This is a genomic window from Sulfitobacter sp. SK025 (assembly GCF_003352105.1).
In the GTDB taxonomy this organism is placed as follows: Bacteria; Pseudomonadota; Alphaproteobacteria; order Rhodobacterales; family Rhodobacteraceae; genus Sulfitobacter; species Sulfitobacter pontiacus.
Window position 1 is genome coordinate 1,455,913 of sequence record NZ_CP025808.1, and the last position, 25,015, is coordinate 1,480,927.

Consider the following 25,015-nt stretch of genomic DNA (forward strand, 5'->3'; position numbering starts at 1 on the left):
CGTCTTCGACCTGCAGGGTAGCACGGCTGGCGGCGGTTGCCAGCGGATGTCAGAATTTTGACTGAAATCCCAACGAGACGGAAAACTCGCTCGTTTCGAACCGGCTGACATTGGATCGCGTCCGTCCGGCGCGTAAAGTCACACTGGGCGCAAACCCCGCATAGTCCACATCAGGTAACATGATGTTGACGTCAGCATAGGTTGCGTAGTCTTGCTTGCCACCGGGGACATCGAAAACCGCAAAATAGGTGTCGTAGTCGGTTTTTCCCAAGGTTAAGCCTGCATTCACAACCGCCGGACCGATTTGATCGGCGAAGCTATAGCTTAACCGTAGAGATGCGGCTTGCGAGGCATAGTTAACGAAGTCGCTGTCGGTCTCGCGTAGATTGACGGAAACGCCGATACCATCACCCCAAGCGAGCTTGTGTTGGGACCCTACAATCAGGGACACGGTGTTACTGTCAAAGTAACTAGTTCGGTCACTAAACCGTTTTTCTAGCGTCGCGCCCATGGAGACCGAAGTCGAAGCAGACATCTGCCAGCGGCGACCGACGCCAACACGCATGAATGAATAGCTGCGATCGCCTCCCGACCAGTATTCGCCAAGCGATCCGGTTACATCGGCGCTTCCGCCCGCCGCGCCGACCGCGAAGGATTGCCGAAGTGAAATATCTGCATAGGTTGCTCCGAAATCACTGTTACGTGCTTCAGGTGCCAAATCATGCGACCCGCTATCAAGCGCCACACGTTGTACAAACAGGCGACCCGAAAGATCCGTCCGCGTCTTTTGAGTGCTCCGCAAACGGTACCCGACGACCGCGTCGACGGTACCGACGATACCCGATAGGGCCTGCGCCGATCCGCTGAGCCGCCCGGTAAACGGCAAGCCGTCGATCACCTGCTGTGCGGTGTCAGCACCATTGTTGACATTGCTAGAGGGCTTCACCCCGCCTGTAATGGAAAAGCGAAACGGATTTTCACGCCGCACACGGGCATAGTCACGCGCAAGCTGCTCTTCTATCTCAGGGGTCGGGGCGTTTTGAACGGCACGTCTAAGCCAAAGCTGAGTGAGGGTCGGGTGCCCTTCTGCAAAGGTCAGCCGTGCTGCCAGTTCCGCGGCCTGAAACTTCTGTACCCTGGTGTCCGCATAGCGGTAGGCTCGGGCCGCAGACTTTCGCCCATCCGTTCCGTGCCCCATATCTGCATGCGCTGTGGCCAGAACATAATGCGCATACGCCGAATGCGGGTCCGCGACCAGCAACCCTTGCGCGATCTGCGACGCCAGAGCGGGGCGTTCACCATTCAGCGCATGGACCGCCAATGATCGGGCCTCGGGCAGGGACAACGCGACCGACTGCTCTGCCGCGGCAGAGCCACTGTTCAGCAGGCAGAGCCCGGCCACTGCACAGCCGATGGCGCAATTGGCGAAAGACACGAGACAGCCGCTCTATCGCTGGGGCTGATTGCAGATCGCGTCTTCACCGGGTTGGCCACATTGGGTCAGGACAAACGCGCCATACTCGATCGGTGTGCCCGATCCGCCAAGCGCAATGTGGTTCTCGGCGTGGATCACACCAGCAACTTCCGTGGCACCCGTGCCCCCGAAAATACCGCCGTATTCGCCGACCGCGCCGTTAGACTGTGACGCGGTCCCGAAGAAAGAGCCGTCGTCCGCGATGCCAGTGCTGTCCAGCGCGATGTTCTGCGCCTCGAAAGGGGTGGCGGAGTTGGGATCGTAGGTGCCGCCTGTATCAAAGTCGGTCACCTTGCGTTCATAGATGATCCCTGTAACCGCCGCGTCGGTAAAGTCGCCGGTCAGAACCACTTTGCCCGTCACTTCGGCGGCCTGACGCGACAGGGTGTCGGGGTTAGTCCCGTCTGCAACCGGTGCCAGATCTTCCCCTGACCCGGCGCCGTTCAGCAACCCGATGTAATTCCCCGCATAGGTCACCAGCCCGCCCTCGGACTGCGTGCCCGGTGCGACCGGCGCTGAATACGAGGTGTTGGAATATCCGGCACCCGAAAAGACCTGCTCGAATTGCCCGCCCGTCATCACCACAGCGGCGCGGGTGCCATCGATGCCCTTCACATACGCGGTGACGTGGCGGTCCAGCGACCCGTCCTGCGCGGTGTAGGCTTCATATCCGTTGCGGTCCAAGCCGGGGCGGCGGCGATAATTGGCGGTGAACTCGCTATCATCTGCGGTGATACCCGTGATCGACAGCGTCTGGGACGCCGGATCATAGCTAAAGCTCTTGAGGTCCTTCGCCAGTTCTGCGGGAATGGCACTGGCACCTGTGCTCCCGCCGGTGCCCGTGCCCGTATCTGCCCCCGTCTCGCCGTTAAACGGCGTGCCACTGCCACATGCTGCCAAAAATACGCACAGCGCCAGCGCTGATGTCCCGAATTTCATAACTGTCTGCCTCGAAAATTTCTTGTTGATTGCCGCGACAGTCGCCAATCGTGCGCCCTGCTGTCAACGCTCCACCTTGCCCCACGTGCATTTGCCGCCAAAGTGCTACCCAAAAACAATACCGCATATGGCGGTTCCGGTGGCCTGCTGCCGCAGATATAGTAGACCCCGAATCCACGCCCATATGACAGGACGCCCCCCATGCCGATCAGCCCCGACCAACAAGCCGAAATCGACGCTCTGCGGGCAGAGCCGAAACAGACCCTGCGCGCCGTCTCCGAAGGGATGGAGGCCCATCTCTACAAGGCCCTTCCCGTGCTCGACCACGGGTTTGTGCGCGTCATCGACTATATGGGCGACGATGCGGCGATCTGTCAGGCGGCCCGCGTCAGCTATGGGCGCGGCACGAAATCGGTGCAGAACGACGAAGGGCTGATCCGCTACCTGATGCGCCACTGGCACTCCACCCCCTTCGAGATGTGCGAGATCAAGCTCCACGTCAAACTGCCCGTCTTCGTCGCGCGCCAGTGGATCCGCCACCGCACCGCCAACGTCAACGAATACTCCGCCCGCTATTCGATCCTGGACCGCGAATTCTACATCCCCGAGCCGTCCCATGTGAACGCCCAAAGCGTGGTGAACAATCAGGGCCGTGGTGGCGTTCTGGAAGGGGCAGAGGCCGCCCGTGTGCTCGAGATCCTCAAGTCCGACAGCAACCGCGCCTATGACAATTACGAGGCGATGATCGCCGAAACCGGCCCCGACGGGGAACCGCAGGACGGTCTGGCACGAGAGTTGGCACGGATGAACCTGCCGTCGAACATCTACACGCAATGGTACTGGAAGGTGGACCTGCACAACCTGTTCCACTTCCTGCGTCTGCGCGCCGATGCCCACGCCCAATACGAGATCCGCGTCTATGCCGATGCCATCTGCAACGTCGTCGCCGACTGGGTGCCCGCCGCCTACCGCGCCTTCGAGGATTACCGTCTAGGTGGCGCAACCATGTCCAATACAGCTCTTGAGTGTATCCGCCGGATGGTGAAGGGTGAGGAGGTCACGCAGGAGACCTCTGGCATGAGCAAGGGGGAATGGCGGGAGTTTATTGGAGTGATTGGATAGTGTATAGAGTCGCGATCTTCATTAGTCATTCTTGGAAGTACTCACATCACTATGATACGCTTAGTTCATGGATATTTTCTGGATCATGGAATGTGGGTGGTATTAGTCTCGAATTTTCAGATACCTCTGTACCGAAAGATAACCCAATTCATAATGCTCCAAATTCGGGTGCGCTCGAAAGCGCGATCTACGAACGCATAAGGCAAAGCCAAGTCGTGATCATTCCCACAGGGATGTATGCCAATTATTCTACGTGGATTAAAAAAGAAATTGCTGGATGCTCATATCATCAAAAACCCATATTAGCTGTTAATCCTTGGGGGCAGAAGAAAAGTTCTTCAGTCGTGTCTATGGCCGCTGCAGAAACGGTCGGTTGGGCAAAGAACTCAGTTGTCAATGGTGTTTGGCGGTTGTCTCGATAGTAAGGCTTGAGATGGACATTTTTATCATCCATAGATCTGGCGATTATGATAGTGCCAACAGCTTCATCAAGGATGCGAAAACTGCGCTAAGTATAAAGCTTTCACCCCGGATGCTGAAGAATTCGTCTGCGCCGAATTGGAAGAGCCACGCGGAAGGCGAAATTAGGTCCTGCGAGCTTGTTTTGGTTTACGATACTAAGCAATGCTCGGAGTCTGAAAATACGCTTTGGGAGATAGAAGTCGCTGAAAAGCTGAGTAAGCCGATTGTCAGATATGATAGAACAATAGGGAAAGATAATTGCTTTCAGGATCTTAAGCTTGCTTATAATTTTGAGGAAGAATTTGAAGAATGTTTCGTTTCCGACGAGGGTAAATCAGAAGATCGCTTTTTGTTATTTAAGACAATGCTCGAGACTTCAGAGGAACTCATTCGCAGGCGTCAAATAACAAATGGCTTTTTCATAACGATTATCGGTGGGTTGCTGGCAGGATCTGGTTTCCTACTTAAGGAAAACATTGTTGCGGATAGGTCTAGTTGGCTACTTTTAGTACCAATTATGCTCGGGCTGTTATTGTGTATGTCTTGGTGGAATTTATTGGACAACTATGGGAAGCTTAATAGAGCGAAGTTTAAGGTTATTAATCGACTAGAACGCCAATTGTCATGTCAGATTTTTTCGGCCGAATGGATAGCATTAGGAAAAGGGGTTCGGAAGGAAAAGTATCGCTCGTTTACAGATACTGAGAAAAGGGTGCCGCTTCTATTTGGTCTTTTGCTGTTGGTTGTCGCTTTGGTTATTGGTTTTGAAAAGTTTTCTGAATTTCTGGTTGCATACAACCTAAACACCTCTCAGGTATCACACCCTCCTTAATTCTGCATATTGTAGTAGAACACCCTACTATTCATCAATGACTTAAGCCTTCAGAGCGCATCCTTTCGAACCCTGGAGCCAACATTCGTCCATGCCCAATCTCCGATTGGGCAGCGCCCGAACCGCCCCCACGGGGCGGGTCAGCGGATGCAAAGCATCCGCGTCACCGACGGAGCGAAGGCTTGCCTTCGCGGAGTCGGCGCTTCGCTTCCACCCCTCGGTTCGGGCGCGGCGGTTCCGATTTAGGTCACCTCACACATCTCCGGCGAAATGCTTGCGCATTCCGCGTTCGGCCCTTCGAACAGTCCACTGGACTGTTCAATCCGGCTTTGCCGAACCAAACCTCACACCAACGAACGCCCCCCACCGCACGCCGGTATAACCAAAAATAAACCAACAATAACAATTACTTAAGTTACCCATGGGTAACCCGAGCCCCGCTCCGCAGCCCGCGCCTCTCCCGCCACGCCGTACCAGCAACACACCCCTAGGGGGCAAAAAGGCTAGACTTGGCCGCTGACGCGGGGCAAATTAAGGGAAATTGAAAATAACGAGGGATATTATGCGTCTAACAACAGGAATGATGGCCGGATTGGGTCTGATGGGCGCGGTTCTGCTGCCCGCGCAGGTCTCGGCAGAGCCCAAGATCTATGCCTACCCGTCCTCGGCCAACTATTGCCCCGCAGGGCTCCAGCCGATCACCATTTCCGGTGTCATCTGCTGCGGCACGCCGAACACCAGCACCAGCTACCAGCAGATGATGGCGCACCCCGCGCCGAAAAAGCATAAGGTGCGGCACTATACGCCGCGTCCCGTCACCTATTCCTGCGTGCCGGGGGAAAAGGGCTGCCGCTAAGCCGCAGCCCCGCGTGCCTCTGCCCGCATGACGACCAGAAAACCCGGTGTCCCTTGGGCATCGGGCTTTTTTACAGCAGTTCCAGATCCGTCGCCATCTGACGGCCATCACGGCCCTCGGACATCTCGAAAGACACTTTCTGCTCGTCCGCCAGTCCGGTCAGCCCCGACCGTTCCACCGCAGAGATATGGACAAACACATCCGATCCGCCGCCCTCCGGCGCGATGAACCCGTATCCTTTGGTGGTGTTAAACCATTTGACTGTACCCGTTGGCATTTCTCAACGCTCCTCATTAATCGCTGTCACGGCGTCGAAAAATTGCTTTCGCCGCCTTACGCGATAAAAGGTTGTTCACCCGCGCCGGAAATCAAGAAATTTTGCGCTGCCCGATTATCTTAGGACATATGAAACCCCAAAAAAGTGAGGTGAGAATGCTGATCTACGGTCTGAAAAACTGCGATACCTGCCGCAAGGCGATCAAGGCGCTGCCCGACGCGCAGCTCGTCGATGTGCGCAAGGACGGTGTCCCCGCCGACGTGCTGGCCCGCGCCCACGCGCAATTCGGCGCAGCACTGGTCAATACCCGGTCGACCACATGGCGCGGTCTGGACGAGGCGGCACGCGGTGCCGATCCGCTGGAATTGCTCGCGGCCCATCCCGCCTTGATGAAACGCCCCCTGATCGCGGTGGGGGAGGATCTGTTCCTCGGCTGGAACGACGCCACAGAGGCAAAGGTCAAAGCCGCGCAGTAACCCTCAGCGGCGGCGCGCCAGCAAGACGCGATCCAGCGCAACCGGCCCGCCGCCCTTGACCACCAGCACCACCAGCAGCATCACCCAAAGCCCGCGTTGGTCCAGAATGGTCCCGTCCGGCAGGCGGTCAAACCACTGGCCAAGCGCGCTCCATTGCCCGTGGCCGTATAGATCCGTAAGCGATTGCAGCACCACAAAGCCGATCATCCCCAAGGCCGCAAACCGTGTGAACAGCCCCAGAACGATCAACGCGGGCAGCACGAACTCCGCCAGCGTCCCCGCATAGGCCACCAGCCCGTGCCACGCCGACAGCGCGGTCGCGTCATAGCCCGCCGCCTCGAACGCGCGGGGGAAGATCTGGACATAGGCACCGGTGCTCAGCGTGAACAGACCGTCAAGCTTGGTCAGGCCGGAGGTAAAGAAATACTGCGTCAGCACCGCGGCGAACAAAAACCGCGCCAATGTGGGCAGCAGCCAGTCTTGCGCGGTGATCCAGCCGGTCGCGCGATCGTAAAGGGTGAGGGTCTTCAGCATCTTATCCGCCGTTCTTTGCGCAAAACGCGCCGGTTGCAAAGCACAGGCCCAAAGCCGCGCCAAGGTCGAAATCGGGGTGCGTGGCCAGCGCGGTGTCATGGGCCTGATCAAGCGTGGCACCCCCAGCCAAGGCGGCGAACCATGCGCCGCCGCCGGCGGGCAACAGATGCGGGGCGGGGTCGAAGTCGGGACGGGTGATCAACACGTCCTGCGCCTGCATCTGCGGCTTGGGGGCATCCGCCTGCATGTTGAACCGCCAGATGTCATACAGCGGCCAGTCGGAGCGGAGCAACACCGTCGCGGGGGCGGGGGGCAACTGCGCCTGCATCATCGCGTCGGGCGCAATCTGCTGGAAGGCGGCAAGGTCAAAGGGCGCGCTGTCGGCGGCGTGATAGGACCGGCGGAGTGCGAGGTCGAGACGGGCGCAATCGGGCAGGTAACCCATTTTTGACAAAGGCGGTTGCGCGGCAAGAAACTGCGGAAAATCAGCGCCATAGTGCATCATTAACGGAGAGCTCGGCGGATGCGCACGCACAAAGGCGGGGGCGATCTGGTCGAAGTTCTGCGTGCCCAGAATCTTGACCACCAAGGGAAAGGCGCTGTGCAGCGCGCCGATCAGCGAATGGGTGACGTTGTTGCGGTAAACGTCATAGCGCGTGTCAGCGGGCGCGCCAGCGGCACCGCGCAACCCTTCGGGGCGGTCCTGCGTTGGGTCCAGCAGGGGGGTCCGAAACCGGTGCAGCGTGGTCATCGGGCCAGCACATCCGCCGCACGCTCTGCCTCGGCGCGCAGGGTCGGCCAATCGGGCACGTCATTGTCCCATTCCACCAGCACGGGCTTGGGGCCGGTACGGTCCAGCGTATAGGCCAGCAGATCCCAAACGGGGTCGACCACGGGGCGGCTGTGGCTGTCGATCAGCAGCGGCTGGTTGAAACCGACGCTGTCTTCCTCGTGACCGCCGACGTGAAGCTCGCCCACGGCGTCTACCGGATAGGCGTCGATATAGTCGCGCGGGGAGAGGGCGAGGTTTTTCGCAGAAATGAAGACATTGTTGACATCCAGCAATAAACCACACGAGGTCCGGTGGGTTAGCTCGGCCAAAAAGTCAGTTTCAGACAAGGTGGATTCATCAAAGGCGAGATAGCTGGAGGGGTTTTCCAGCAACATTTGACGCCCGATCGTGTCTTGCACCTGACTGATATGATCCGCCACGCGGGACAGGGTGGCTTCGGTATAGGGGAGGGGCAGCAGGTCGTTCAGAAACTCGCTGTCATGGGTAGACCATGCAAGATGTTCGGAGAAACTGGCAGGGTTTGCCCAGTCACAGAGCTTTTTCAAACGGGCGAGGTGGTCGCGGTCCAGTGGCATTTCGCCACCGATGCTCAGCCCGACGCCGTGCACAGATAGGGCAAATTTTTCGGACAGGGCGCGCAGCTGTGCCAGCGGGCGGCCGCCATCGCCCATGTAATTCTCTGCATGGATTTCGATCCATTCAACTGGACCAGGATCGTCTTGCAGATCTTTGAAATGCTGGGGTTTATAGCCGACGCCCGGGCTCGCGGGCAATGTGTCGAAACGGGTGGCACCGTCTGGCATAAGAGGCTCCCTATCCGAGGGGTCGCGTAAAGGGGCCTGCGCGGCGGCACGGGGCGTGCCGCGCAGGCGAAGGGTTTAAGCCGCTAAGGGCTTAGGCTGGCAGGTCACGGTCCAGCGCTTCGAGGGAGCCCATACGCTCGGACCCGTCGGCCATTGCGGGCAGTTCCATGTCAGCGCAGGTGCCTGCGTCAACCAGTTTCCAGGCGTTGCCCTGGTAGTCGGTGACGGATGTGCCAGCGCATGTGGTGCCCGGGCCTGCGGCGCAGTCATTCTGACCGGCAAGCGCCACGCCGTAGCATTTTTCTTTCGACGCGGCGTTTGCTGCGGTCGAATGTGCGGACAGGGCAGCGGCAACTGCGCCTGCAACGGCGAGTGTTTTCATTGTGTTGGACATTGGTGTTTCCTCCTGAGGTTGGTTGCTTGTCGATAAGGACATTAAGCCGCGTGGGGTGCGACAAAGCTACTCACATCGGAGTGTGTCACGGAGGCGTCAGAAAATCGCCGGTTTTTTTGTAACAATTCGCGAGATTCCAGCGTTGGGAGGCGCAATTTTGAAACATAGTGACATGTTCGGGGCGCAAGATCGTTGCGCCCCGAGAGGTTTGTTACAGTTTTCAGCCGCGCAAATCGGGCGGTGTGGCTTCGATGCCCAAGGCGTTCGCCACATCCGACAGCGCCTGAACCGAGGTCTGCTTTTCCCCCAGACGGCGGACGGACACGGTTTTCTCTTCGACTTCGCGCGCGCCGACTGCAAGGATCACCGGCACTTTGCCGACCGAATGTTCACGGACCTTGTAGTTGATCTTTTCGTTGCGGATGTCGGCCTCGGCGCGGACGCCTTGCGCCTTGAGCGTGGCCACGACCTCGTGCACGTAATCATCCGCCTCGGAGGTGATGGAGGCGACGACGACCTGACGCGGGGCGAGCCAGAAGGGCAGCTTGCCCGCGTGTTCTTCGATCAGGATGCCGATAAAGCGTTCGAACGACCCCAAGGTGGCGCGGTGCAGCATGACGGGGCGGTGTTTCGCGCCGTCCGATCCGATATAGGTCGCGTCCAGCCGTTCGGGCAGCACGAAGTCCACCTGATGGGTGCCGCATTGCCAGTCACGGCCGATGGCGTCGGTCAGCACGAATTCCAGTTTCGGGCCGTAGAACGCGCCTTCGCCGGGGTTGAGCGTGGGTTCGATGCCTGCCTTGCGGGTGGCCGAGAGCAACGCCGCCTCGGCCTTGTCCCAGACCTCGTCCGAGCCGGAGCGTTTTTCGGGACGGTCTGAGAATTTGACGCTGAAGTTTTCGAAGCCGAGGTCTTTGTAGATGCCCGACAGGAATTCGATGAACTTGGCGGTTTCAGCTTCGATCTGGTCTTCGGCGCAGAAAATATGGCCGTCGTCCTGTGTGAAGCCGCGCACGCGCATGATCCCGTGGAGCGCGCCCGAGGGTTCATAGCGGTTGCACGATCCGAATTCGGCCATGCGCAGGGGCAGGTCGCGGTAGGATTTCAGACCCTGGTTAAAGATCTGCACGTGGCAGGGGCAGTTCATCGGTTTCAGCGCGTTGACCGATTTCTCGCGGGCGTGTTCCTCGTCCACTTCGACGATGAACATGTGGTCTTGGTATTTCTCCCAGTGGCCGGAGGCCTCCCAGAGTTTACGGTCCACGACCTGCGGTGTGTTCACCTCGACATAGCCGCCGGCGCGTTGCTTGCGGCGCATGTAGTCTTGCAGCTGGGTGTAGATCAGCCAGCCGTTGGCGTGCCAGAAGACCTGACCGGGGGCCTCTTCCTGCATGTGATAAAGGTCCATCTCGCGGCCCAGCTTGCGGTGGTCGCGTTTGGCGGCCTCTTCCAGCATGTTCAGGTGGGCTTTCAGCTTTTCCTTGCCGGTGAAGGCCACGCCGTAGATGCGTTGCAGCATCGCGCGGTCGCTGTCGCCGCGCCAATAGGCCCCCGCGATGGACATCAGTTTGAACGCGTCGCCCGGCACCTGTCCGGTGTGTTGCAGGTGCGGCCCACGGCAGAGGTCCTGCCAGTCGCCGTGCCAATACATGCGCAGCGGTTCGTCGCCGGGGATGCTGTTGATCAGCTCGACCTTATAGGGTTCGCCGTTGTCCTCGTAATGCTTGATCGCGCGCTCGCGGTCCCAGACCTCGGTCCGGACGGGGTCACGCTTGTTGATGATTTCCTTCATCTTCTTTTCGATCAGGCCAAGGTCTTCGGGAGTGAAGGATTCCTTGCGGTCGAAGTCATAGTACCAGCCGTCCTTGATGACGGGGCCGATGGTGACTTTTGTGTCGGGCCAAAGCTCTTGCACGGCGCGGGCCATGATGTGGGCGAGGTCGTGGCGCACCAGCTCGTTCGCCTGCGCTTCGTCGGCCATGGTGTGGATCGCGATGCTGGCGTCCGCGTTGATCGGCCATGCCAGATCGTAATGGGCACCGTCCACGGTGGCGCTGATCGCTTTCTTGCCAAGCGATTTGGAGATGTCGTTCGCCACGTCGCCCGCAGTGATACCTGCGTCGTACTGACGTGCGTTGCCATCGGGAAGGGTGAGGGTGATCTGGGCCATCTGGGCCTCCTCGTCGGTTTGGCGCCTACGAGACGCCCGGTTGCGGGTTATATGCGTCCGGGCTGTTTGGCGTCGGTGGTCTGGCTTGTCAATATCGCGGTGGGGCGCGGGGGCGCGGCGTGTGAAATGGGGCGCTGTCCTTTCCTTGGGGGCGCGGTGCCATAGATAACATCAGATTAACGGGTAGCGACGGGACGCGAAGACATGCAGGATGATGTGGCGCAGCGGGCGTTTGAGACGCTTTCAGGGGCAGAGGGCGACGCGCAGGATCTGTCGCCCCATGCGCAAGAGGCCGAGGCCCCGAACGCCCTGCGCCATATCGCCAGCCTGACCATGACCAAAGTGGCTGACGGGCTGATTGACCCCAAGCTCATGTTGTCGTGGCTGCTGACGGCACTTGGCGCGCCTGCGGTCTATGCCGGGGCGCTGGTGCCGATCCGCGAGGCGGGGGCGCTGTTGCCGCAGATCGTGATGGCGGGCTGGGTGCAGGCGATGGCGCGGCGTAAATGGGCGTGGGTCGCGGGATCTGCGGGGCAGGGCGTCTTCGCGGCGCTGATCGTACTGGCGGCGCTCACGTTGGACGGATCAGCGGCGGGGCTGGCGATTTGCGCGGCGCTGGCGGGGCTGGCGGTCAGCCGTGCGGCCTGTTCGGTGTCGTATAAGGATATCCTTGGCAAGACCGTGGGCAAGTCGCGGCGCGGGTCGATCACGGGCACGGCGGGGTCTGTCGCCTCTGCCGGGGTGCTGGTGCTTGCGCTTTTGCTGATGTCGGGGTTGGTGCAGGATCGCGGCGTGGTGATTGCGGCGATTGCGTTGGCCGCGCTGCTGTGGGGCGGGGCGGCGCTGTTGTTTTCCACGCTGGACGAGGCCAAAAGCGAGGGCGGCAAAGCAACGCCTGCCAGTTTCTCTATCCTGAAGGAGGACGCGAACCTGCGGCGGTTCATTCTGGTGCGCGGGCTGCTGGTCGCCACATCGCTTGCGCCGCCGTATTTTGTGGTACTGGCGGGGGGCGAGGACCAATCCGCCCTCGGCCAGCTTGGCGCGCTGGTGCTCGCCTCGGCCTTGGCGTCGCTGTTAAGCTCGTACGTCTGGGGGCGGCTGTCGGATCAATCGAGCCGTCGTGTGCTGATGTTGACCGGCATTGTCGGGGCCTTGGCGATGGTCGGTGCGGTGGCGCTGGCACTGCTTGGGATGGCGACGCAGATCTGGGCCATGCCGCTGGTGCTGTTCATCCTGATGATCGCCTATCACGGGGTGCGGCAGGGGCGGTCTACCTATCTGGTGGATATGTCGCCCAAGGACCAGCGGTCGGCCTATGCCGCCGTGTCCAACACGGTGATTGGCGGGCTGCTGTTGGTCGCGGGCGTGGCGGGGGGCGGTGCCGCGCTGATCGGGCCGGTGGCAACGCTGGTTCTATTCGCCGTCATGTCCGCAGGGGCCGCGATTGCGGCGCTTGGGCTGCACGAAGTCGAAGCGGCGGATTGATCGTCGGGGCTGCGAGGCGTATGACTGGGGCGCGCATTTGATCCAAAGAGGTTCGCCCATGTCCAAACACAACCGCAACTTCGAGCTGACGATCAGCGATATCGACCTGATCGAGGCAGCGCTACATGTGACCAAACGCGATCTGTCGATGGATGCGCTGGACGAGACCGCATCGATGCTGCCCGCCGATGCCGCCAAAGACAGCCTGCGCCGGATCGACGATCTGCTGGGCCGTCTGCACAACCAGAAAATCTTTTATCGCCCCGCCAAGGGCACCTATCTGGGGGGCTGAGGATGACGGCGCCGATGTATCTGGAGACGCCCCAAGGGCGGCGGCTGGCCTATCACAAGACCGAAGGCACAGGCCCCTGCGTGGTGTTTCTGGGCGGTCTGAAATCCGACATGATGGGCACCAAGGCGGTGTTCCTTGAAGACTGGGCCAAACGCGAGGGGCGGGCGTTCTTGCGGTTCGATTACTCGGGTCACGGGGAATCCTCTGGCGCGTTCACGGAGGGCTGCATTGGCGATTGGGCCGAAGACACATTGGCCGCGGTAGAGGCGTTGACCGAGGGCCCGATCCTGCCGGTAGGATCATCCATGGGCGGCTGGCAATCGCTGCTGCTGGTGCGCGCGCTGCCCGCGCGGATCGCGGGGCTGGTGACCATCGCCGCGGCCCCTGATTTTACCGAAGACGGCTATTGGGCCAGCTTCACCGAAGCGCAGAAAAAGACTCTGGCCGAGACGGGGCAGGTCGAACTGCCATCCGATTATATGGAGCCTTACATCATCACCCGCCGGATGATCGAGGACGGGCGCAAGCAGCTGGTGCTGCGCGATCCGCTGCATCTGCCGTTCCCGACGCGCTTTCTGCAAGGCACCGCAGATACCGCTGTCAGCGTCGCCACAGCCGTGCGTCTGCTGGAACATGCGCAGGGGCCGGATATGCAGTTGCAACTGGTCAAGGATGCGGACCACCGCTTTTCCGACGACCGCTGTCTGGAGCTGCTGATCCAAGCGGTGGAAGAGGTCTCTGCCACGACCTGAGGATAAGGGGCTTTGCCATGCGTAAACCGGCCAGCATGTGGAGCCTTGAAACCTTTGGGCGGGTCCGGCTGTCGCGGCATTTCTTTATGCGCGATTTCATGTACTCCGAGATCTCGGGGTTTCACGGGCAGCCCAATATCCCCGACAATCCCGATCTTGCCATTGAAAACGGGCGGGCCTTTTGCACGACCCTGCTGGACCCGCTAGAGGAAACCTTTGGCCGCATCGCCGTGCGGTCGGGGTACCGGTCGGCGGCGCTGAATGCCTATGGCAACCGGCACAAGCTGAATTGCGCGGCCAATGACAACCCGATCGAATGTCACATCTGGGACCGTGGCGCGGGGGCGATTGCGGGGGCGACCATCGTGATCCCGTGGTTTGCCGACCAGTATGATCAGGGGCGCGACTGGCGTGATCTGGCGTGGTGGGTGCATGACCATCTGCCCTATTCCGAGATGTGGTTCTTTCCCAAGCTCGCCGCCTTCAACCTGACGTGGAGACCGCAGCCGCTGCGCAGCATCTCAAGCTATATCGCGCCGCGCGGGATGCTGTTGCGCGGCGGGAAGTCGCCGTCGGAGCCCCTGGCGCAGCGCCGTGCGCGCTATGGCGATTTTCCGCCCTTGCGTGGCATCGCCTATCCGTGATGAGGTGCGGCGCAGCAGCAGTGTCCCGAAGTGACGCGAATTTATGACTAGTGACAGGGACATACATGGCTGACCCTCTTGTTCTTCTGCCGGGCCTTATGTCTGACGCGCGGGTGTTCTGGCCGCAGATCGCCGAGCTGTCGGCGAAAACCGCTGTGACTGTCGCCCCGATTACCCAAGGCGAGCGGATCGAGGAAATCGCCTCTGGTCTGCTGGACCAGTTGCCCAAGCGTTTTGCGCTGGCGGGGTTGGGGTTGGGCGGTGCTGTCGCGCTCGAGATTTTGCGCCGTGCGCCGGATCGGTTGACGCGGTTGGCGTTGATCGATGCCAGCCCGCTGGCCGAAACGCCGCAGAGTGCCGCCGCGCGCGAGATGTTGATCGTCAAGGTCAAGTCGGGGCGGCTGGCCGATGCCATGCGTGAAGAGCTGAACCCCGTCTGGCTCGCCCCCGGTCCGAACCGCGCGGCGATTTTGGAGATCGCGCTGGATATGGCCGACACGCTGGGGCCGGAAGTCTATGTGCGCCAAGCCCGCGCCTTGCAACGGGCCCGTGACCAGCAGACGGTATTGCGCAAGTGCAAGGTGCCGACGTTGGTGATGTGTGGCGAGGTGGGCAGGCTCAACCCCGTCAAACGCCATGGTTTCATGGCTGAACTGCTGCCCTATGCGATTTTGCGCGTGATCGAGGGGGCAGGGCATCTGCCCACGCTGGAACAGCCCGAAGCCACGACTGCCGCGATCAAGGAATGGTTGAAGATGCCCCTGACCCCTGCGTGATCGGGACGGGTCAAGTGCCGGTTAGCGCAGCGCCTCGGTGATCGCCTTGCGCTGGTCACGCGGAACGATGTGCACGGGGCGTTTGGGCGTTGCCGTGTCCGGATCGATAAAGGGGTTTACCTTCCAGCGGCCTGTCACCTTGGCCCCGGCCGCCCGCGACAGCGCCCCCCAGATCAACCGTGGCAGCCCTTCGTTCCGCAGTTTGCCCGAGGGCGTCGGGATATAGCCGGTGCCGACGATCGGCCCAAGCGGGGCAGGGTCGGACAGGGTACGGGTCATGATGCTGGCAAAGGCGAGCTTGGGCTTGCGCAGCGTGTTGAACATCGGCGTGCCACAGCAAGAGGCATACCAGCGCAGCAGATTTGTCTCTCCGAAGGAAAACACTGACAATTTGTCGAAACCCTGGTCGAAGTGGAACCTGTCGGGGGTGGTCTGGAACAGTTGGATCGCCCGTGGCGCGGGGTCGGGCTGGTCGAGGTAGACCTCGGCCGCGCGGCAATCGATGCAGTGGCATTGGGCATGGCTGCCGCGCGAGGGTGTCACGCCGCGCAGGGTCCCTTTGACCGTGCCGCAGGCACAGGCAAAGGGCAGGTCACGCGGCGCGGCGGGCATTATGCCGTCGACTTCTGTGCGGGGACCGAGGTTTTACCCGCGCTGGCCGGAGCCGCAGGGGCCTTGGGGGCTGTCGCCTTGGCCGTGCGCTGGTTGTCGTCGATGAACTTCAGCACCAGCGGGCGGATATTCTCGCGCCAGCTTTTGCCGGCAAAGATCCCGTAGTGCCCTGCGCCGTCTTCAAGGTGGCTTGCCTTTTTGTCGTCGGGCAGACCGGTGCAGAGGTTCAGCGCCGCGATGCATTGACCGGGGGCCGAGATATCGTCCTTGGTGCCCTCGACCGTTTTGACGGCGACATCGGTGATCTTGCCGATGTCCACGGGCTGACCCTTGATCGAGAAGCTGTTGGTGCCGATCTCGTTGTCCTTGAAGATCCGCTGCACGGTGGAGAGGTAGAATTCAGCGGGCATGTCCATCACGGCGAGGTATTCGTCGTAGAACTTGTTGTGTTTGTCGTGGTCGCCCGCCACCCCTTGTGCGACACGCATGATCTGGTCGCGGAAGGCCTTGGCATGGGTTTCGGCGTTCATCGTGATAAAGGAATTCAGCTGCAGCAGACCGGGATAGACCTTGCGGCCCACGCCCTGGTGCTGGAAGCCGACCTGCTGGATCATCATCTCTTGCAGCTGGTTCATGTTCACGCGGTGACCGAAATCCGTCACCTCTGTCGGGCTGGCCGCGGTGTCGATGGGGCCGCCGATCAATGTGAGCGAGCTTGGTTGCGCCTTGGGGTCCTGTTCCGCCAGATAGGCCGTCGCGGCGAGGGTCAGCGGTGCGGGTTGGCAGACGGCAATGACATGCACGTCGGGGCCCAGATGGCGCATATAGTCAACGAGCCGCAGGGTATAATCCTCTACGTCGAACTTGCCGGCGCTGACGGGGATGTCGCGGGCGTTGTGCCAGTCGGTGATATAAAGGTCCGCGTCAGGGATCAGGCTGATCACGGTCGACCGCAGCAGCGTCGCATAGTGGCCCGACATGGGCGCGACCAGCAGGATCTTGCGCTTGGGCGCGTCGCGGCCCTGTACGACGAAATGCACCAGATCGCCAAAGGCACCTTCCAGCTCTTTCTCGATCAGGACGGGATGATCCGCACCATCAACGCCCACGGCGGGGGGGATATCCCAATCAGGTTTGACCACCATGCGCGAAAAGCTGCGTTCGGTCACTTCGCCCCATGCGGCCATCCAGTTCAGCGCAGGGTTCGGGATGGCGGCAAAAGCGGGATACGATGCCATCGCCAACGCCGTGGCACCCAGCCACTGGTTGGTGTTTCTCATCGTTTCCATTAAATCGTAAGATGCCATATACTTCATGTAAGGGGTCTCCTGTTGGGGGCCTTGTGCCCGGCATCTTGTCAGACCCTCCCCCAAAGGTCGGCGCGATGCTGCAGGTGCAAACATAGGGAGGAACGGTTACTATGACAATAAAAACAACCAAGACCGACGCAGAGAGCTCCAAGGCACAGGAACGTATGGAGGAAAACCTGCGTAAGGTCGAAGCGCTTGGCGCGCGGCTGTCGCAGATCATGGTCGGGCGGGACACGCATCAGGCGAGTTTGGACGGCCCGAATCAAGAGCTGTTTGCAAAGGCCGCCGCGTCCTATTGGACCGAAGCCGTACAGAACCCCGCCAAGATGATCGAACAGCAGGTATCCTACTGGAGCAAATCCGTCGGCCACTTTATGGAGGCGCAGCAGGCGCTGGCCAAAGGCAAGCTGGCCGCGCCGGAAGATACCTCGCCCGAGGATCGCCGCTTTGCCAACCCGCTGTGGAAGTCGCACCCCTATTTCAACTTTGTCAAACAGCAGTACCAGATCAACGCAGAGGCCTTGGGCCAAGCGGTGGATCACGTGGCCGATCTGGCCCCGCATGAAAAGAAACGGCTGCAATACTTCAGCCGCCAGATCATCGACATGATGAGCCCGACCAATTTTCTGGCCACCAACCCCGATGCGCTGGAGCGCGCTGTCGCGACCGAGGGCGAAAGCCTGATCCGCGGGCTGGAGAACCTGATTGCCGATCTGGAGGCGAATAACGGCGAGCTGATCGTGCGGCTGGCCGATGAAAGCGCGTTCGAACTGGGCCGCAACATCGCCACATCCCCCGGCAAGGTCGTCTATCGCAACAATCTGTTCGAGCTGATCCAATACAGCCCCAGCACCGAAAAGGTCGACGCCACGCCGATCGTGATCTTCCCGCCCTGGATCAATAAATTCTATATCCTTGATCTCAAGGCCCAGAACAGCCTGGTGAAATGGATCGTGGATCAGGGCTATACGCTGTTTATGGTGTCATGGGTCAATCCGGACCAAAGTCATCGTGACATCGGCATGGGCGACTATATCGAGGACGGGTTCCTGACCGCGATCCGCGAGGTCAAGGAGATCACCGCGCAGGAACAGGTACACGCCGTAGGCTATTGCATCGCGGGGACCACGCTGTCGCTGACGCTGTCCTTGATGAAGCAGCGCGGCGATACATCCGTCAAATCCGCGACCTTCTTTACCGCGCTCACCGATTTTTCCGATCAGGGGGAGTTCCAGCCCTTCCTGACCGATGACTTTATCGACGGGATCGAGGCAGAGACCAAGGACAAGGGGATTCTGCCCTCGGTCATCATGGCGCGGACGTTCTCTTTCTTGCGGTCGAATGATCTGGTCTATGGCCCCGCGATCAAAAGCTACATGCTGGGCGACACGCCGCCGGCTTTTGATCTGCTGTATTGGAACGGCGACGGGGCGAACCTGCCGCAGCGCATGGCGATGGAGTATCTGCGCGGGCTTTGCCAGCAGAACAAGCTGGTCGAGGGCGGCTTTGAACTGTTGGGTCATCGTCTGAAGCTGGAGGATATCGACGTGCCGCTGATCGCCATCGGCTGCGAGACCGACCACATCGCGCCGTGGAAAGACAGCTATCGCGGTGTGCGCATGATGGGCAGCGCGGACAAGACCTTTGTGATGACCCAATCTGGCCATATCGCGGGGATCGTGAACCCGCCGAGCAAAGGCAAATACGGCCACTACACAAACGACAACCTGTCGTTGGATCACGAGGACTGGCTGGAGGGGGCAAAGTTCCAGGAAGGGTCGTGGTGGCCCCGCTGGGGCGCGTGGCTAGAGAATCGCTCTGACGGGAAAGTCGATGCCCGTATTCCGGGTGAAAAGGGCCGTGATACCTTGGGCGACGCGCCGGGGACCTATGTGGTGCGCAAGGCAAGGGGCTGATCTGATTAGTCAATTTTTTATGGGGCGGTGGGCCGGAATGGCCTGATGCTGCATTGCAGAAAAAACTTGCAATGCCGCACCGCAGCATCTATCTATGGGGTAGTCATAACGTAGCGGTAGACGCCGCTTGACCCCAGAAGGAGAGTTTACCATGACGAAGACACCAGATTTCGCCGCGATGATGAAAGACATGATGGGTGCATTCCCAGTTGACACATCCGCAATGAACGACGCGTTCAAAACAACCGCGACACTGAACGAAAAGCTGTCCGGCGTAGCGCTGAACGCTGCCGAGAAATCCGCCGAGATTTCCAGCAAATGGACAAAAGACACTCTGGCAAAAATGTCCGAGATGTCGAAAGCCAAGCAAGAGCCAGCAGATTACGCCAAAGCAATGACCGAGTTCACCTCGGCCTCTGCTGAAGTCGCGTCCGAGCATATGGCCGCTTTCGCTGAAATCGCGAAAAAGGTCCAGATGGACACAGTCGAGCTGATGATGGCTGCGGGCAAAGACATGTCCGAAGAAGCAACAGCTGCTGTGAAAAAAGCGACATCCGACGCGACAGCCGCCACAAAGAAAGCCGCTGCGAAGTAATCGCACCGGCCTTTGGTTCAGGTAAAGATTGATCAGGGCAGACTTTGCGGTCTGCCCTTTTTTGTGGCACCTATCTTTTTCATTTAAGCTGCCCTAAGCTGCAATGCAGCATGCTATTTGGGAAGGATCTACCGTGACCGAAACAGTCAAGCCCCTGCTTATCAAACGATATGCCAGCCGCCGCCTGTATAATACCGAAACCAGTGACTATGTGACTCTGGATGATATCTCGGGGTTTATCCGCGACGGGCGCGAGGTGCAGATTGTCGACCTGAAATCAGGTGACGATCTGACCCGCCAATATCTGCTGCAAATCATCGCCGAACACGAAAGCCGCGGTGAATCCGTGCTGCCGGTGGATGTGCTGAACGATCTTGTGCGCAGCTATATGTCCCCCGATGCGAGCGTTGTGCCGCAGTTCCTCAAGACATCGTTTGACATGCTGCGCGACGGTCAGGCGCGGGTGCTTGAGAACATGAACACGATCAACCCGATGGCGAAGATGCCCGGTTTCGAGGTCATGCAGGCCCAGCAAGAGGCGTTCATGAAGGCGATGACCGGCAATATGCCGACGCCTTGGAACGGCATGGGCAAGACCGACCAGCGCCCCGCCAGCGCCAAGGGCGATGACGCCGAAAGTCTGGATGCGATCAAACAACAACTCGCCGAGCTGCAGGAAAAACTCTCCAAGCTGAAGTGACGGCGATTGGCCCCCGTTTGAACGGTTAAAGCCCACCCGCTGACGGGTGGGCTTTGGTGTGTCTGCCGGATGCCTCCGGCGGGAGTTTATCTGGCAAAATGAAGCCTCAGGCCGCGGCGGATTTCGTCACCGTCGCCAGCGCCCCGAGCAGCACATTCACAATCGCGTCGAGCTCGGCTGGTTGCAGTTGCACGGGCAGGCGCACGTCGCAGGCGGTCATCAACATGGCGCGGGTCCGGGGCAGGTCGGGCAGGTCTTCGATGAACTGCCAGTTCCAGAAGGCGCGCGCGTTGTCGGTGCTTTGGCCGAAGACCTGAACCTTGACGCCGGCCTTGGCGCTGGCTTCGGCAAAGGCGCGGATGGCGGCATCGTCCAGCCCGACCAGATTGAACTGTATGGAATCCGGCGCGCGGGTTTCGGGGGGCAGGGGGGCGGGGACGTCGATCTGGGGGGCGGCGTTCAGCTTGGCCGCGACATAGTCGTGGTTGCGCAGCCCGTCGGCCACACGGCGGGGCAGTTCGGCCAGTTGGGCCCGCACCAGCACCGCCGACAGGTTATTGAGACGCAGGTTATAAAGCGGCAGTTTGTTTTGCCAGCGCGCGCAGGCGTCCGCGATGCCGGGGTGTTTCTTCCAGTTGTGTTCATAGGCACCGGACATGATGATCGCACGGGCCACCAGATCGGCGTCGTCGGTGATCAGGATGCCGCCTTCGCCCGCGTTGACCATCTTGTAGGACTGGAAGGAAAAGCAGCCGATCTTGCCGATGGTGCCGATCTTGCGGTCGTGCCAGAGGGTGCCGAGCGAATGAGCCGCATCCTCGATCACCGGCACGTTTGCGGCATCGCACAGCTGCATGATCGCATCCATATCCGAGGTATGCCCCCGCATGTGGCTGATGATCACCGCGTCGACACCCGGCAGCTTGGCGGCGAAATCCGCCATATCGATACGGTAGTTTTCCCCGACCTCGCAGAGCACCGGCGTATAATTGGCGTGGATCACGGCAGAGGGCACGGCCGCGAAGGTAAAGCCGGGGATCAGCACCTTGGCATTCTGCGGCAGGTCGAGCGCCAGCAGCGACAGAAACAGCGCGGCAGAGCAGGACGACACCGCCAGCGCATAGCGGCTGCCCATCATCTGCGCAAACTCGGCCTCCAGCAGGGACACCGGCGCATCGGCGGCAGCGGTGTAGCGAAACAGATCGCCGCTTTGCAGCAGCTGCTCTATCTCGGCGCGGGCTGTGTCGGGAATGGCTTCGGCGCTGTGCATGTCGGGCAGGGTCATATTTCAATATCCTGAATGTTTGTTTTCAGAATGGTAAAGCAATGCGCCTATGGGACCAAGCCTTTTCCCCGTTCCGCTTCATGAATGTTTTGTGACTATATCCCCAGACGGTCGCGCAGGCTGAACCAGCTCATGGCGAGCGCAAGCAGCGGGCTGCGCAGCGCGCCGCCGCCGGGGAAGGTCGGCGTGGGCAGGGCGCTCATCGTGTCAAAGCCGTCGCCATCGCCCTGGATCGCACGGGCCATCAGCTGCCCTGCGTGGATCGCGGTGCCGACGCCGTGGCCGGAATAGCCCGAAGCCGACAGGATGTTCGGGGCCACGCGGGCCAGAAAGGGCAGCCGTTTCATGGTGATCGCCAGCGTGCCGCCCCAGGCGTAGTCGATCTTGACGTCGCGCAGCGCGGGGAAAACCTGGCCCATGGGTTTGCGCGCCTTGGCGGCGAGGTCGCTGGGGAAGCGGTAGCCATAGCTTTCGCCGCCGCCGAACAGCAGCCGCCCATCATGGCTGAGCCGGAAATAATTCACCACGAATTTGCTATCGGCCACGGCGACATCCCGGGGCAACACGTCTTTCACGCGGTCGCCCAAGGGTTCGGTAGCGACGATAAAGTTGTTGATAGGCATGACCTTGGCCGCAACCTTGCGGTTCAGCCCGCCCAGATAGCCGTTGCAGGCCAGGATCACATGGTCCGCCGTCACCCGCCCGCCATCGGTCTGCACAGTGGCGGGGCTGCCTTCGGTGATGTGATGCACGGCGCTGCGTTCATAGATCTCGACCCCTGCTGCCTGCGCCGCCCGTGCCAGCCCGAGGGCAAGGTTGAGCGGGTGCAGATGCGCGGCCCCCATATCCAGAATGCCGCCGCGATAAGCAGGCGACGCACAGACGTTGCGCAGCGCGTCGCGGTCCAACACCTCTATCCGGTCGTAGCCATAGCGGTCCTGCAAGAAGCCGGCATAGGCGTGCAGATGCTCTACGTCACCGGCAGAACTGGCGGTCCAGGCGACGCCGGGCTTGAGGTGGCAATCGATGTCATGGGTCTTGATCAGACTTTTGACAAGCGCTTTGGCGTCCTCGCCCAGATCCCATAGGCGCGTTGCGGCGTCGCGTCCGACCATCTTTTCCAGCGCGTCCTGTTCGACGCGCTGACCGCTCCCCAATTGCCCGCCATTGCGCCCCGAGGCCCCAAAGCCCACGCGCTGCGCCTCGACCAGCACGACGCGACGACCGGCCTGTGCCAGATGCAGCGCAGCCGACAGGCCGGTATAGCCGCCCCCCACAACGCAGACATCCGCGCGCTGATCGCCCTTGAGCGTGGGGTAGGCATCGGTCGGGGTTGCGGTCGCGGCGTACCAGCTGTCTGGATAGAGGCCCGGCGCGTCGTTTGCGTATAGCAGGTTCATTGCAGATCGGCCCCCTTGGCCGTTTCCAAATGGTCTTAAATCCTCGCCGAAGGCTCCCGCGGGTGCGGCGGGCCTAGACGTTCATCAACAGGTGCTCGCGTTCCCACGGGGAAATCACATGCAGGAACTCTTCGTATTCTGCGCGTTTGACGATGGCGTAGACGCGGGCGAACTCGGGGCCCAACACCTCGTGCAGGGTCGTGGCCTCTTCAAACAGATCCAGCGCGGATCCCAGCACCTGCGGGATATCCCCGTCGCCGTCATAGGCGTCGCCCTTGAATTCGGCTTTGGGCTTTTTCTGTTCCATCAGGCCCAGATAGCCGCAGGCGAGCGAGGCGGCGATGCCGAGGTAGGGGTTGCAATCCATCCCGGCGAGGCGGTTCTCGACCCGGCGCGACGCGGGGCCGGACAGGGGCACGCGGATGCCGGTGGTGCGGTTGTCGCGGCCCCATTCCAGATTGATCGGCGCGGCATGGTCTTTGACGTAGCGCCGGTAGCTGTTCACATAGGGCGCAATGACGGCCAGCGCGTCGGGCATGTGGTTCTGCATGCCGGCGATAAAGTGGTAAAACGCGTCCGTCTCGCCGCCTTGCGGGCCGGAGAAGATGTTCTTGCCCGTCGTGGCATCCAGCACCGAATGGTGGATATGCATGGCGCTGCCGGGTTCGTTGGCGATGGGTTTCGCCATGAAGGTGGCATAGCAATCGTGGCGCAGGGCGGCTTCGCGGATCAGACGTTTGAAATAGAATACCTCGTCGGCCAGCCGCACGGGGTCACCGTGGATCAGGTTGATCTCAAGCTGGCCCGCGCCGCCTTCCTGGGTGATACCGTCAATCTCGAACCCCTGCGCTTCGGCAAAGTCGTAGATGTCGTCGATCACGGGGCCGAATTCATCGACAGCGGTCATGGAATAGGCCTGACGCGCGGCAGCAGGGCGGCCGGAGCGGCCCATCATCGGTTTGATCTCATGCGCGGGGTCGAGGTTGCGCGCGACCAGAAAGAATTCCATCTCGGGGGCGACAACCGGCTCCCACCCTTGCGCGCGATAAAGATCGACAACGCGTTTCAGCACATTGCGCGGCGAATATTCGACCGGATTGCCGTCGCGGTCAAAGGCGTCGTGGATCACTTGCAGCGTCCAGTCGCCGGTCCAGGGGGCGGCGGTCGCGGTCGAGATATCGGGCCGCAGGATCATGTCTTTTTCGATGAACCCGTCGGCACCGGCGGCGTCGCCCCATTCACCGGTGATGGTCTGGTAGAAGATGCTGTCGGGCAGGTGGAAATATTCCTGCCGTGCGAATTTTGTGGCGGGCACCGCTTTGCCGCGTGCGATGCCGGGGAGGTCGGGGATGATACATTCAACTTCGTCGAGCCGCTTGCCCTCCAGATATTCGCGTGCTGCGGGGGGAAGCTCTTCAAGCCAGTCGGACATCATAATCTCTCTTTCTTGAGGAAATCTGCAATATGGTCGGCGATTTTTGCATTGTCGGTGGGGGCGTCCAGCAGGGCAGAGGCCGCCTGAAGCTGGTGATCGGGCACCACGCCCTTGCCGCGGGTGCGGATCAGCCCGTCGATAAAGTCTTGGGTGAATTCGGGGTGGGGCTGGATGGTCCAGATGTGATCATCATACAGCAGTGCCGCATTGGCGCAGAAGTCGGACGCGCCGACCACCTTGGCCCCCTCGGGCAGTTGGGTGACCTGATCCTGATGCCAGGCGTTCAGGGCCAGGGTCTCTCCGTCGATGGTGTATTCGGTGCGGCCCACGGACCAGCCGCCGGCGAATTTTTCGACCTTGCCGCCAAGGGCTTGTGCAATGATCTGGTGGCCAAAGCAGATGCCGACCAGCGGACGGCCTGCCTCGTGGATGGCGCGGATCAGCTGTTCCAGCGGGGGGATCCAGTCGTGATCTTCGTAGGCACCGTGTTTCGATCCGGTGATCAGCCAGCCGTCCGCATCCACCGCCGAGGCGGGGAAGTCGCCATCGACCACGGACCAGATCTGGAAGTCGAACCCGTGCCCGCCCAGCAATTTGACGAACATATCGCCATAATCGCCAAGCGCGTCCGTCATGTTGTCGGGGGAGTGGCCGGTTTGAAGGATACCGATTTTCATGGGG

At 60.6% G+C, this 25,015-nt stretch carries 27 protein-coding genes and 1 pseudogene; 13 read left to right on the forward strand and 15 right to left on the reverse strand.

The window, feature by feature from the left end:
• Positions 1-49 precede the first annotated feature (49 nt).
• Positions 50-1,345 carry a tetratricopeptide repeat protein gene (locus tag C1J04_RS07000; protein WP_254693856.1) on the reverse strand — a complete coding sequence of 432 codons (1,296 nt, stop codon included), beginning with the start codon at positions 1,343-1,345 and terminating at the stop codon, positions 50-52.
• A gap of 102 nt (positions 1,346-1,447) precedes the next feature.
• Entirely contained in the window at positions 1,448-2,413 is a 966-nt protein-coding gene (locus C1J04_RS07005; RefSeq protein WP_009826546.1) for a hypothetical protein, read from the reverse strand.
• A 201-nt stretch (positions 2,414-2,614) separates the two neighbouring features.
• On the opposite strand from C1J04_RS07005, the gene thyX reads away from it, so the two are divergent.
• Together thyX and C1J04_RS19770 are read left to right on the forward strand one after the other, a co-directional pair.
• Complete coding sequence (thyX, locus tag C1J04_RS07010) at positions 2,615-3,535, forward strand: FAD-dependent thymidylate synthase (RefSeq protein WP_009826547.1); 921 nt, start codon at positions 2,615-2,617, stop codon at positions 3,533-3,535.
• A pseudogene (locus C1J04_RS19770) lies at positions 3,505-3,807 on the forward strand (TIR domain-containing protein); the annotation flags it as partial. The gene thyX and the pseudogene C1J04_RS19770, both read left to right, overlap by 31 nt.
• 17 nt (positions 3,808-3,824) lie before the next feature.
• On the opposite strand, the gene C1J04_RS19555 reads toward C1J04_RS19770, so the two are convergent.
• Positions 3,825-3,989 (reverse strand): hypothetical protein, encoded by a 165-nt coding sequence (locus C1J04_RS19555; RefSeq protein WP_254655164.1) that lies wholly within the window; start codon positions 3,987-3,989, stop codon positions 3,825-3,827.
• Between C1J04_RS19555 and C1J04_RS07020 the strand changes: the two genes are divergently transcribed.
• Entirely contained in the window at positions 3,969-4,829 is an 861-nt protein-coding gene (locus tag C1J04_RS07020) for a RipA family octameric membrane protein (RefSeq protein WP_009826548.1), read from the forward strand. The genes C1J04_RS19555 and C1J04_RS07020 overlap by 21 nt on opposite strands.
• A 562-nt stretch (positions 4,830-5,391) precedes the next feature.
• Entirely contained in the window at positions 5,392-5,685 is a 294-nt protein-coding gene (locus C1J04_RS07025; protein WP_235183766.1) for a hypothetical protein, read from the forward strand.
• Positions 5,686-5,755: 70 nt separating this feature from the next.
• Here the strand turns inward: C1J04_RS07025 and C1J04_RS07030 are convergent, their stop codons facing one another.
• Positions 5,756-5,962: a cold-shock protein gene (locus tag C1J04_RS07030; protein WP_005852411.1), complete on the reverse strand. Its 207-nt coding sequence runs from the start codon at positions 5,960-5,962 to the stop codon at positions 5,756-5,758.
• Between the two features lie 155 nt (positions 5,963-6,117).
• Between C1J04_RS07030 and C1J04_RS07035 the strand changes: the two genes are divergently transcribed.
• Entirely contained in the window at positions 6,118-6,438 is a 321-nt protein-coding gene (locus tag C1J04_RS07035) for an arsenate reductase family protein (RefSeq protein WP_037954304.1), read from the forward strand.
• A gap of 3 nt (positions 6,439-6,441) precedes the next feature.
• Here the strand turns inward: C1J04_RS07035 and C1J04_RS07040 are convergent, their stop codons facing one another.
• The 5 genes from C1J04_RS07040 to thrS form a co-directional block, all read right to left on the reverse strand.
• Entirely contained in the window at positions 6,442-6,972 is a 531-nt protein-coding gene (locus C1J04_RS07040; RefSeq protein ID WP_009826551.1) for a DoxX family protein, read from the reverse strand.
• 1 nt (position 6,973) lies between these two features.
• On the reverse strand, positions 6,974-7,723 hold the full coding sequence (locus C1J04_RS07045) for an HvfC/BufC N-terminal domain-containing protein (protein WP_009826552.1): 750 nt from the start codon (positions 7,721-7,723) through the stop codon (positions 6,974-6,976).
• Positions 7,720-8,568, reverse strand: coding sequence for an MNIO family bufferin maturase (gene bufB, locus C1J04_RS07050; RefSeq protein ID WP_009826553.1), 849 nt, complete (start codon positions 8,566-8,568; stop codon positions 7,720-7,722). The genes C1J04_RS07045 and bufB overlap by 4 nt, the downstream gene beginning before the upstream one ends.
• A 91-nt stretch (positions 8,569-8,659) precedes the next feature.
• Positions 8,660-8,962 (reverse strand): BufA1 family periplasmic bufferin-type metallophore, encoded by a 303-nt coding sequence (locus tag C1J04_RS07055; protein ID WP_005852422.1) that lies wholly within the window; start codon positions 8,960-8,962, stop codon positions 8,660-8,662.
• Positions 8,963-9,182: 220 nt separating this feature from the next.
• Entirely contained in the window at positions 9,183-11,132 is a 1,950-nt protein-coding gene (gene thrS, locus C1J04_RS07060; protein WP_009826554.1) for a threonine--tRNA ligase, read from the reverse strand.
• Positions 11,133-11,336: 204 nt separating this feature from the next.
• Here thrS and C1J04_RS07065 point away from each other — a divergent pair, with 204 nt between their 5' ends.
• The 5 genes from C1J04_RS07065 to C1J04_RS07085 all read left to right on the forward strand — a co-directional run bounded on the left by C1J04_RS07065 (position 11,337) and on the right by C1J04_RS07085 (position 15,081).
• Positions 11,337-12,617, forward strand: a complete 1,281-nt coding sequence (locus tag C1J04_RS07065; protein ID WP_009826555.1) for an MFS transporter — start codon at positions 11,337-11,339, stop codon at positions 12,615-12,617.
• Positions 12,618-12,675: 58 nt separating this feature from the next.
• Positions 12,676-12,909 carry a hypothetical protein gene (locus C1J04_RS07070; RefSeq protein WP_009826556.1) on the forward strand — a complete coding sequence of 78 codons (234 nt, stop codon included), beginning with the start codon at positions 12,676-12,678 and terminating at the stop codon, positions 12,907-12,909.
• Between the two features lie 2 nt (positions 12,910-12,911).
• Complete coding sequence (locus C1J04_RS07075; RefSeq protein WP_009826557.1) at positions 12,912-13,661, forward strand: alpha/beta hydrolase; 750 nt, start codon at positions 12,912-12,914, stop codon at positions 13,659-13,661.
• Between the two features lie 35 nt (positions 13,662-13,696).
• Positions 13,697-14,305 carry a hypothetical protein gene (locus tag C1J04_RS07080; protein WP_009826558.1) on the forward strand — a complete coding sequence of 203 codons (609 nt, stop codon included), beginning with the start codon at positions 13,697-13,699 and terminating at the stop codon, positions 14,303-14,305.
• A gap of 65 nt (positions 14,306-14,370) precedes the next feature.
• Positions 14,371-15,081: an alpha/beta fold hydrolase gene (locus C1J04_RS07085; RefSeq protein ID WP_009826559.1), complete on the forward strand. Its 711-nt coding sequence runs from the start codon at positions 14,371-14,373 to the stop codon at positions 15,079-15,081.
• Positions 15,082-15,102: 21 nt separating this feature from the next.
• On the opposite strand, the gene C1J04_RS07090 is transcribed toward C1J04_RS07085, so the two are convergent.
• Both C1J04_RS07090 and phaZ read right to left on the reverse strand, forming a co-directional pair.
• Entirely contained in the window at positions 15,103-15,693 is a 591-nt protein-coding gene (locus C1J04_RS07090) for a DUF6151 family protein (protein ID WP_009826560.1), read from the reverse strand.
• Positions 15,693-17,009 (reverse strand): polyhydroxyalkanoate depolymerase, encoded by a 1,317-nt coding sequence (gene phaZ / locus C1J04_RS07095; RefSeq protein WP_037954307.1) that lies wholly within the window; start codon positions 17,007-17,009, stop codon positions 15,693-15,695. Before phaZ ends, C1J04_RS07090 begins: the two co-directional genes overlap by 1 nt.
• A gap of 104 nt (positions 17,010-17,113) precedes the next feature.
• On the opposite strand from phaZ, the gene C1J04_RS07100 reads away from it, so the two are divergent.
• From C1J04_RS07100 to phaR, 3 genes are all read left to right on the forward strand, one after another.
• Complete coding sequence (locus tag C1J04_RS07100) at positions 17,114-18,919, forward strand: PHA/PHB synthase family protein (RefSeq protein ID WP_009826562.1); 1,806 nt, start codon at positions 17,114-17,116, stop codon at positions 18,917-18,919.
• A 151-nt stretch (positions 18,920-19,070) separates the two neighbouring features.
• Positions 19,071-19,514, forward strand: coding sequence for a phasin family protein (locus C1J04_RS07105; protein WP_005852437.1), 444 nt, complete (start codon positions 19,071-19,073; stop codon positions 19,512-19,514).
• A gap of 133 nt (positions 19,515-19,647) precedes the next feature.
• The gene (gene phaR / locus C1J04_RS07110; protein ID WP_005852439.1) at positions 19,648-20,214 is read left to right on the forward strand and encodes a polyhydroxyalkanoate synthesis repressor PhaR; all 567 of its coding nucleotides are present in this window, start codon (positions 19,648-19,650) and stop codon (positions 20,212-20,214) included.
• A 106-nt stretch (positions 20,215-20,320) separates the two neighbouring features.
• Here the strand turns inward: phaR and C1J04_RS07115 are convergent, their stop codons facing one another.
• The 4 genes from C1J04_RS07115 to C1J04_RS07130 all read right to left on the reverse strand — a co-directional run bounded on the left by C1J04_RS07115 (position 20,321) and on the right by C1J04_RS07130 (position 25,011).
• Positions 20,321-21,499: a DegT/DnrJ/EryC1/StrS family aminotransferase gene (locus tag C1J04_RS07115; protein ID WP_009826564.1), complete on the reverse strand. Its 1,179-nt coding sequence runs from the start codon at positions 21,497-21,499 to the stop codon at positions 20,321-20,323.
• A 95-nt stretch (positions 21,500-21,594) separates the two neighbouring features.
• Complete coding sequence (locus tag C1J04_RS07120; protein ID WP_009826565.1) at positions 21,595-22,899, reverse strand: NAD(P)/FAD-dependent oxidoreductase; 1,305 nt, start codon at positions 22,897-22,899, stop codon at positions 21,595-21,597.
• Positions 22,900-22,972: 73 nt separating this feature from the next.
• Positions 22,973-24,331 carry a glutamine synthetase family protein gene (locus tag C1J04_RS07125; protein ID WP_037944976.1) on the reverse strand — a complete coding sequence of 453 codons (1,359 nt, stop codon included), beginning with the start codon at positions 24,329-24,331 and terminating at the stop codon, positions 22,973-22,975.
• Positions 24,331-25,011: a type 1 glutamine amidotransferase gene (locus tag C1J04_RS07130; protein WP_009826567.1), complete on the reverse strand. Its 681-nt coding sequence runs from the start codon at positions 25,009-25,011 to the stop codon at positions 24,331-24,333. The genes C1J04_RS07125 and C1J04_RS07130 overlap by 1 nt, the downstream gene beginning before the upstream one ends.
• Positions 25,012-25,015: the final 4 nt, after the last annotated feature.

What these genes read in the sequence shown, in the direction of transcription:
- C1J04_RS07005 (WP_009826546.1), bottom strand. Translation starts at nt 2,413, where the DNA reads ATGAAATTCGGGACATCAGCGCTGGCGCTGTGCGTATTTTTGGCAGCA.
- thyX (WP_009826547.1), top strand. Translation starts at nt 2,615, where the DNA reads ATGCCGATCAGCCCCGACCAACAAGCCGAAATCGACGCTCTGCGGGCA.
- C1J04_RS07020 (WP_009826548.1), top strand. Translation starts at nt 3,969, where the DNA reads ATGGACATTTTTATCATCCATAGATCTGGCGATTATGATAGTGCCAAC.
- C1J04_RS19555 (WP_254655164.1), bottom strand. Translation starts at nt 3,989, where the DNA reads ATGGATGATAAAAATGTCCATCTCAAGCCTTACTATCGAGACAACCGC.
- C1J04_RS07025 (WP_235183766.1), top strand. Translation starts at nt 5,392, where the DNA reads ATGCGTCTAACAACAGGAATGATGGCCGGATTGGGTCTGATGGGCGCG.
- C1J04_RS07030 (WP_005852411.1), bottom strand. Translation starts at nt 5,962, where the DNA reads ATGCCAACGGGTACAGTCAAATGGTTTAACACCACCAAAGGATACGGG.
- C1J04_RS07035 (WP_037954304.1), top strand. Translation starts at nt 6,118, where the DNA reads ATGCTGATCTACGGTCTGAAAAACTGCGATACCTGCCGCAAGGCGATC.
- C1J04_RS07040 (WP_009826551.1), bottom strand. Translation starts at nt 6,972, where the DNA reads ATGCTGAAGACCCTCACCCTTTACGATCGCGCGACCGGCTGGATCACC.
- C1J04_RS07045 (WP_009826552.1), bottom strand. Translation starts at nt 7,723, where the DNA reads ATGACCACGCTGCACCGGTTTCGGACCCCCCTGCTGGACCCAACGCAG.
- bufB (WP_009826553.1), bottom strand. Translation starts at nt 8,568, where the DNA reads ATGCCAGACGGTGCCACCCGTTTCGACACATTGCCCGCGAGCCCGGGC.
- C1J04_RS07055 (WP_005852422.1), bottom strand. Translation starts at nt 8,962, where the DNA reads ATGTCCAACACAATGAAAACACTCGCCGTTGCAGGCGCAGTTGCCGCT.
- thrS (WP_009826554.1), bottom strand. Translation starts at nt 11,132, where the DNA reads ATGGCCCAGATCACCCTCACCCTTCCCGATGGCAACGCACGTCAGTAC.
- C1J04_RS07065 (WP_009826555.1), top strand. Translation starts at nt 11,337, where the DNA reads ATGCAGGATGATGTGGCGCAGCGGGCGTTTGAGACGCTTTCAGGGGCA.
- C1J04_RS07070 (WP_009826556.1), top strand. Translation starts at nt 12,676, where the DNA reads ATGTCCAAACACAACCGCAACTTCGAGCTGACGATCAGCGATATCGAC.
- C1J04_RS07075 (WP_009826557.1), top strand. Translation starts at nt 12,912, where the DNA reads ATGACGGCGCCGATGTATCTGGAGACGCCCCAAGGGCGGCGGCTGGCC.
- C1J04_RS07080 (WP_009826558.1), top strand. Translation starts at nt 13,697, where the DNA reads ATGTGGAGCCTTGAAACCTTTGGGCGGGTCCGGCTGTCGCGGCATTTC.
- C1J04_RS07085 (WP_009826559.1), top strand. Translation starts at nt 14,371, where the DNA reads ATGGCTGACCCTCTTGTTCTTCTGCCGGGCCTTATGTCTGACGCGCGG.
- C1J04_RS07090 (WP_009826560.1), bottom strand. Translation starts at nt 15,693, where the DNA reads ATGCCCGCCGCGCCGCGTGACCTGCCCTTTGCCTGTGCCTGCGGCACG.
- phaZ (WP_037954307.1), bottom strand. Translation starts at nt 17,009, where the DNA reads ATGAAGTATATGGCATCTTACGATTTAATGGAAACGATGAGAAACACC.
- C1J04_RS07100 (WP_009826562.1), top strand. Translation starts at nt 17,114, where the DNA reads ATGACAATAAAAACAACCAAGACCGACGCAGAGAGCTCCAAGGCACAG.
- C1J04_RS07105 (WP_005852437.1), top strand. Translation starts at nt 19,071, where the DNA reads ATGACGAAGACACCAGATTTCGCCGCGATGATGAAAGACATGATGGGT.
- C1J04_RS07115 (WP_009826564.1), bottom strand. Translation starts at nt 21,499, where the DNA reads ATGACCCTGCCCGACATGCACAGCGCCGAAGCCATTCCCGACACAGCC.
- C1J04_RS07120 (WP_009826565.1), bottom strand. Translation starts at nt 22,899, where the DNA reads ATGAACCTGCTATACGCAAACGACGCGCCGGGCCTCTATCCAGACAGC.
- C1J04_RS07125 (WP_037944976.1), bottom strand. Translation starts at nt 24,331, where the DNA reads ATGTCCGACTGGCTTGAAGAGCTTCCCCCCGCAGCACGCGAATATCTG.
- C1J04_RS07130 (WP_009826567.1), bottom strand. Translation starts at nt 25,011, where the DNA reads ATGAAAATCGGTATCCTTCAAACCGGCCACTCCCCCGACAACATGACG.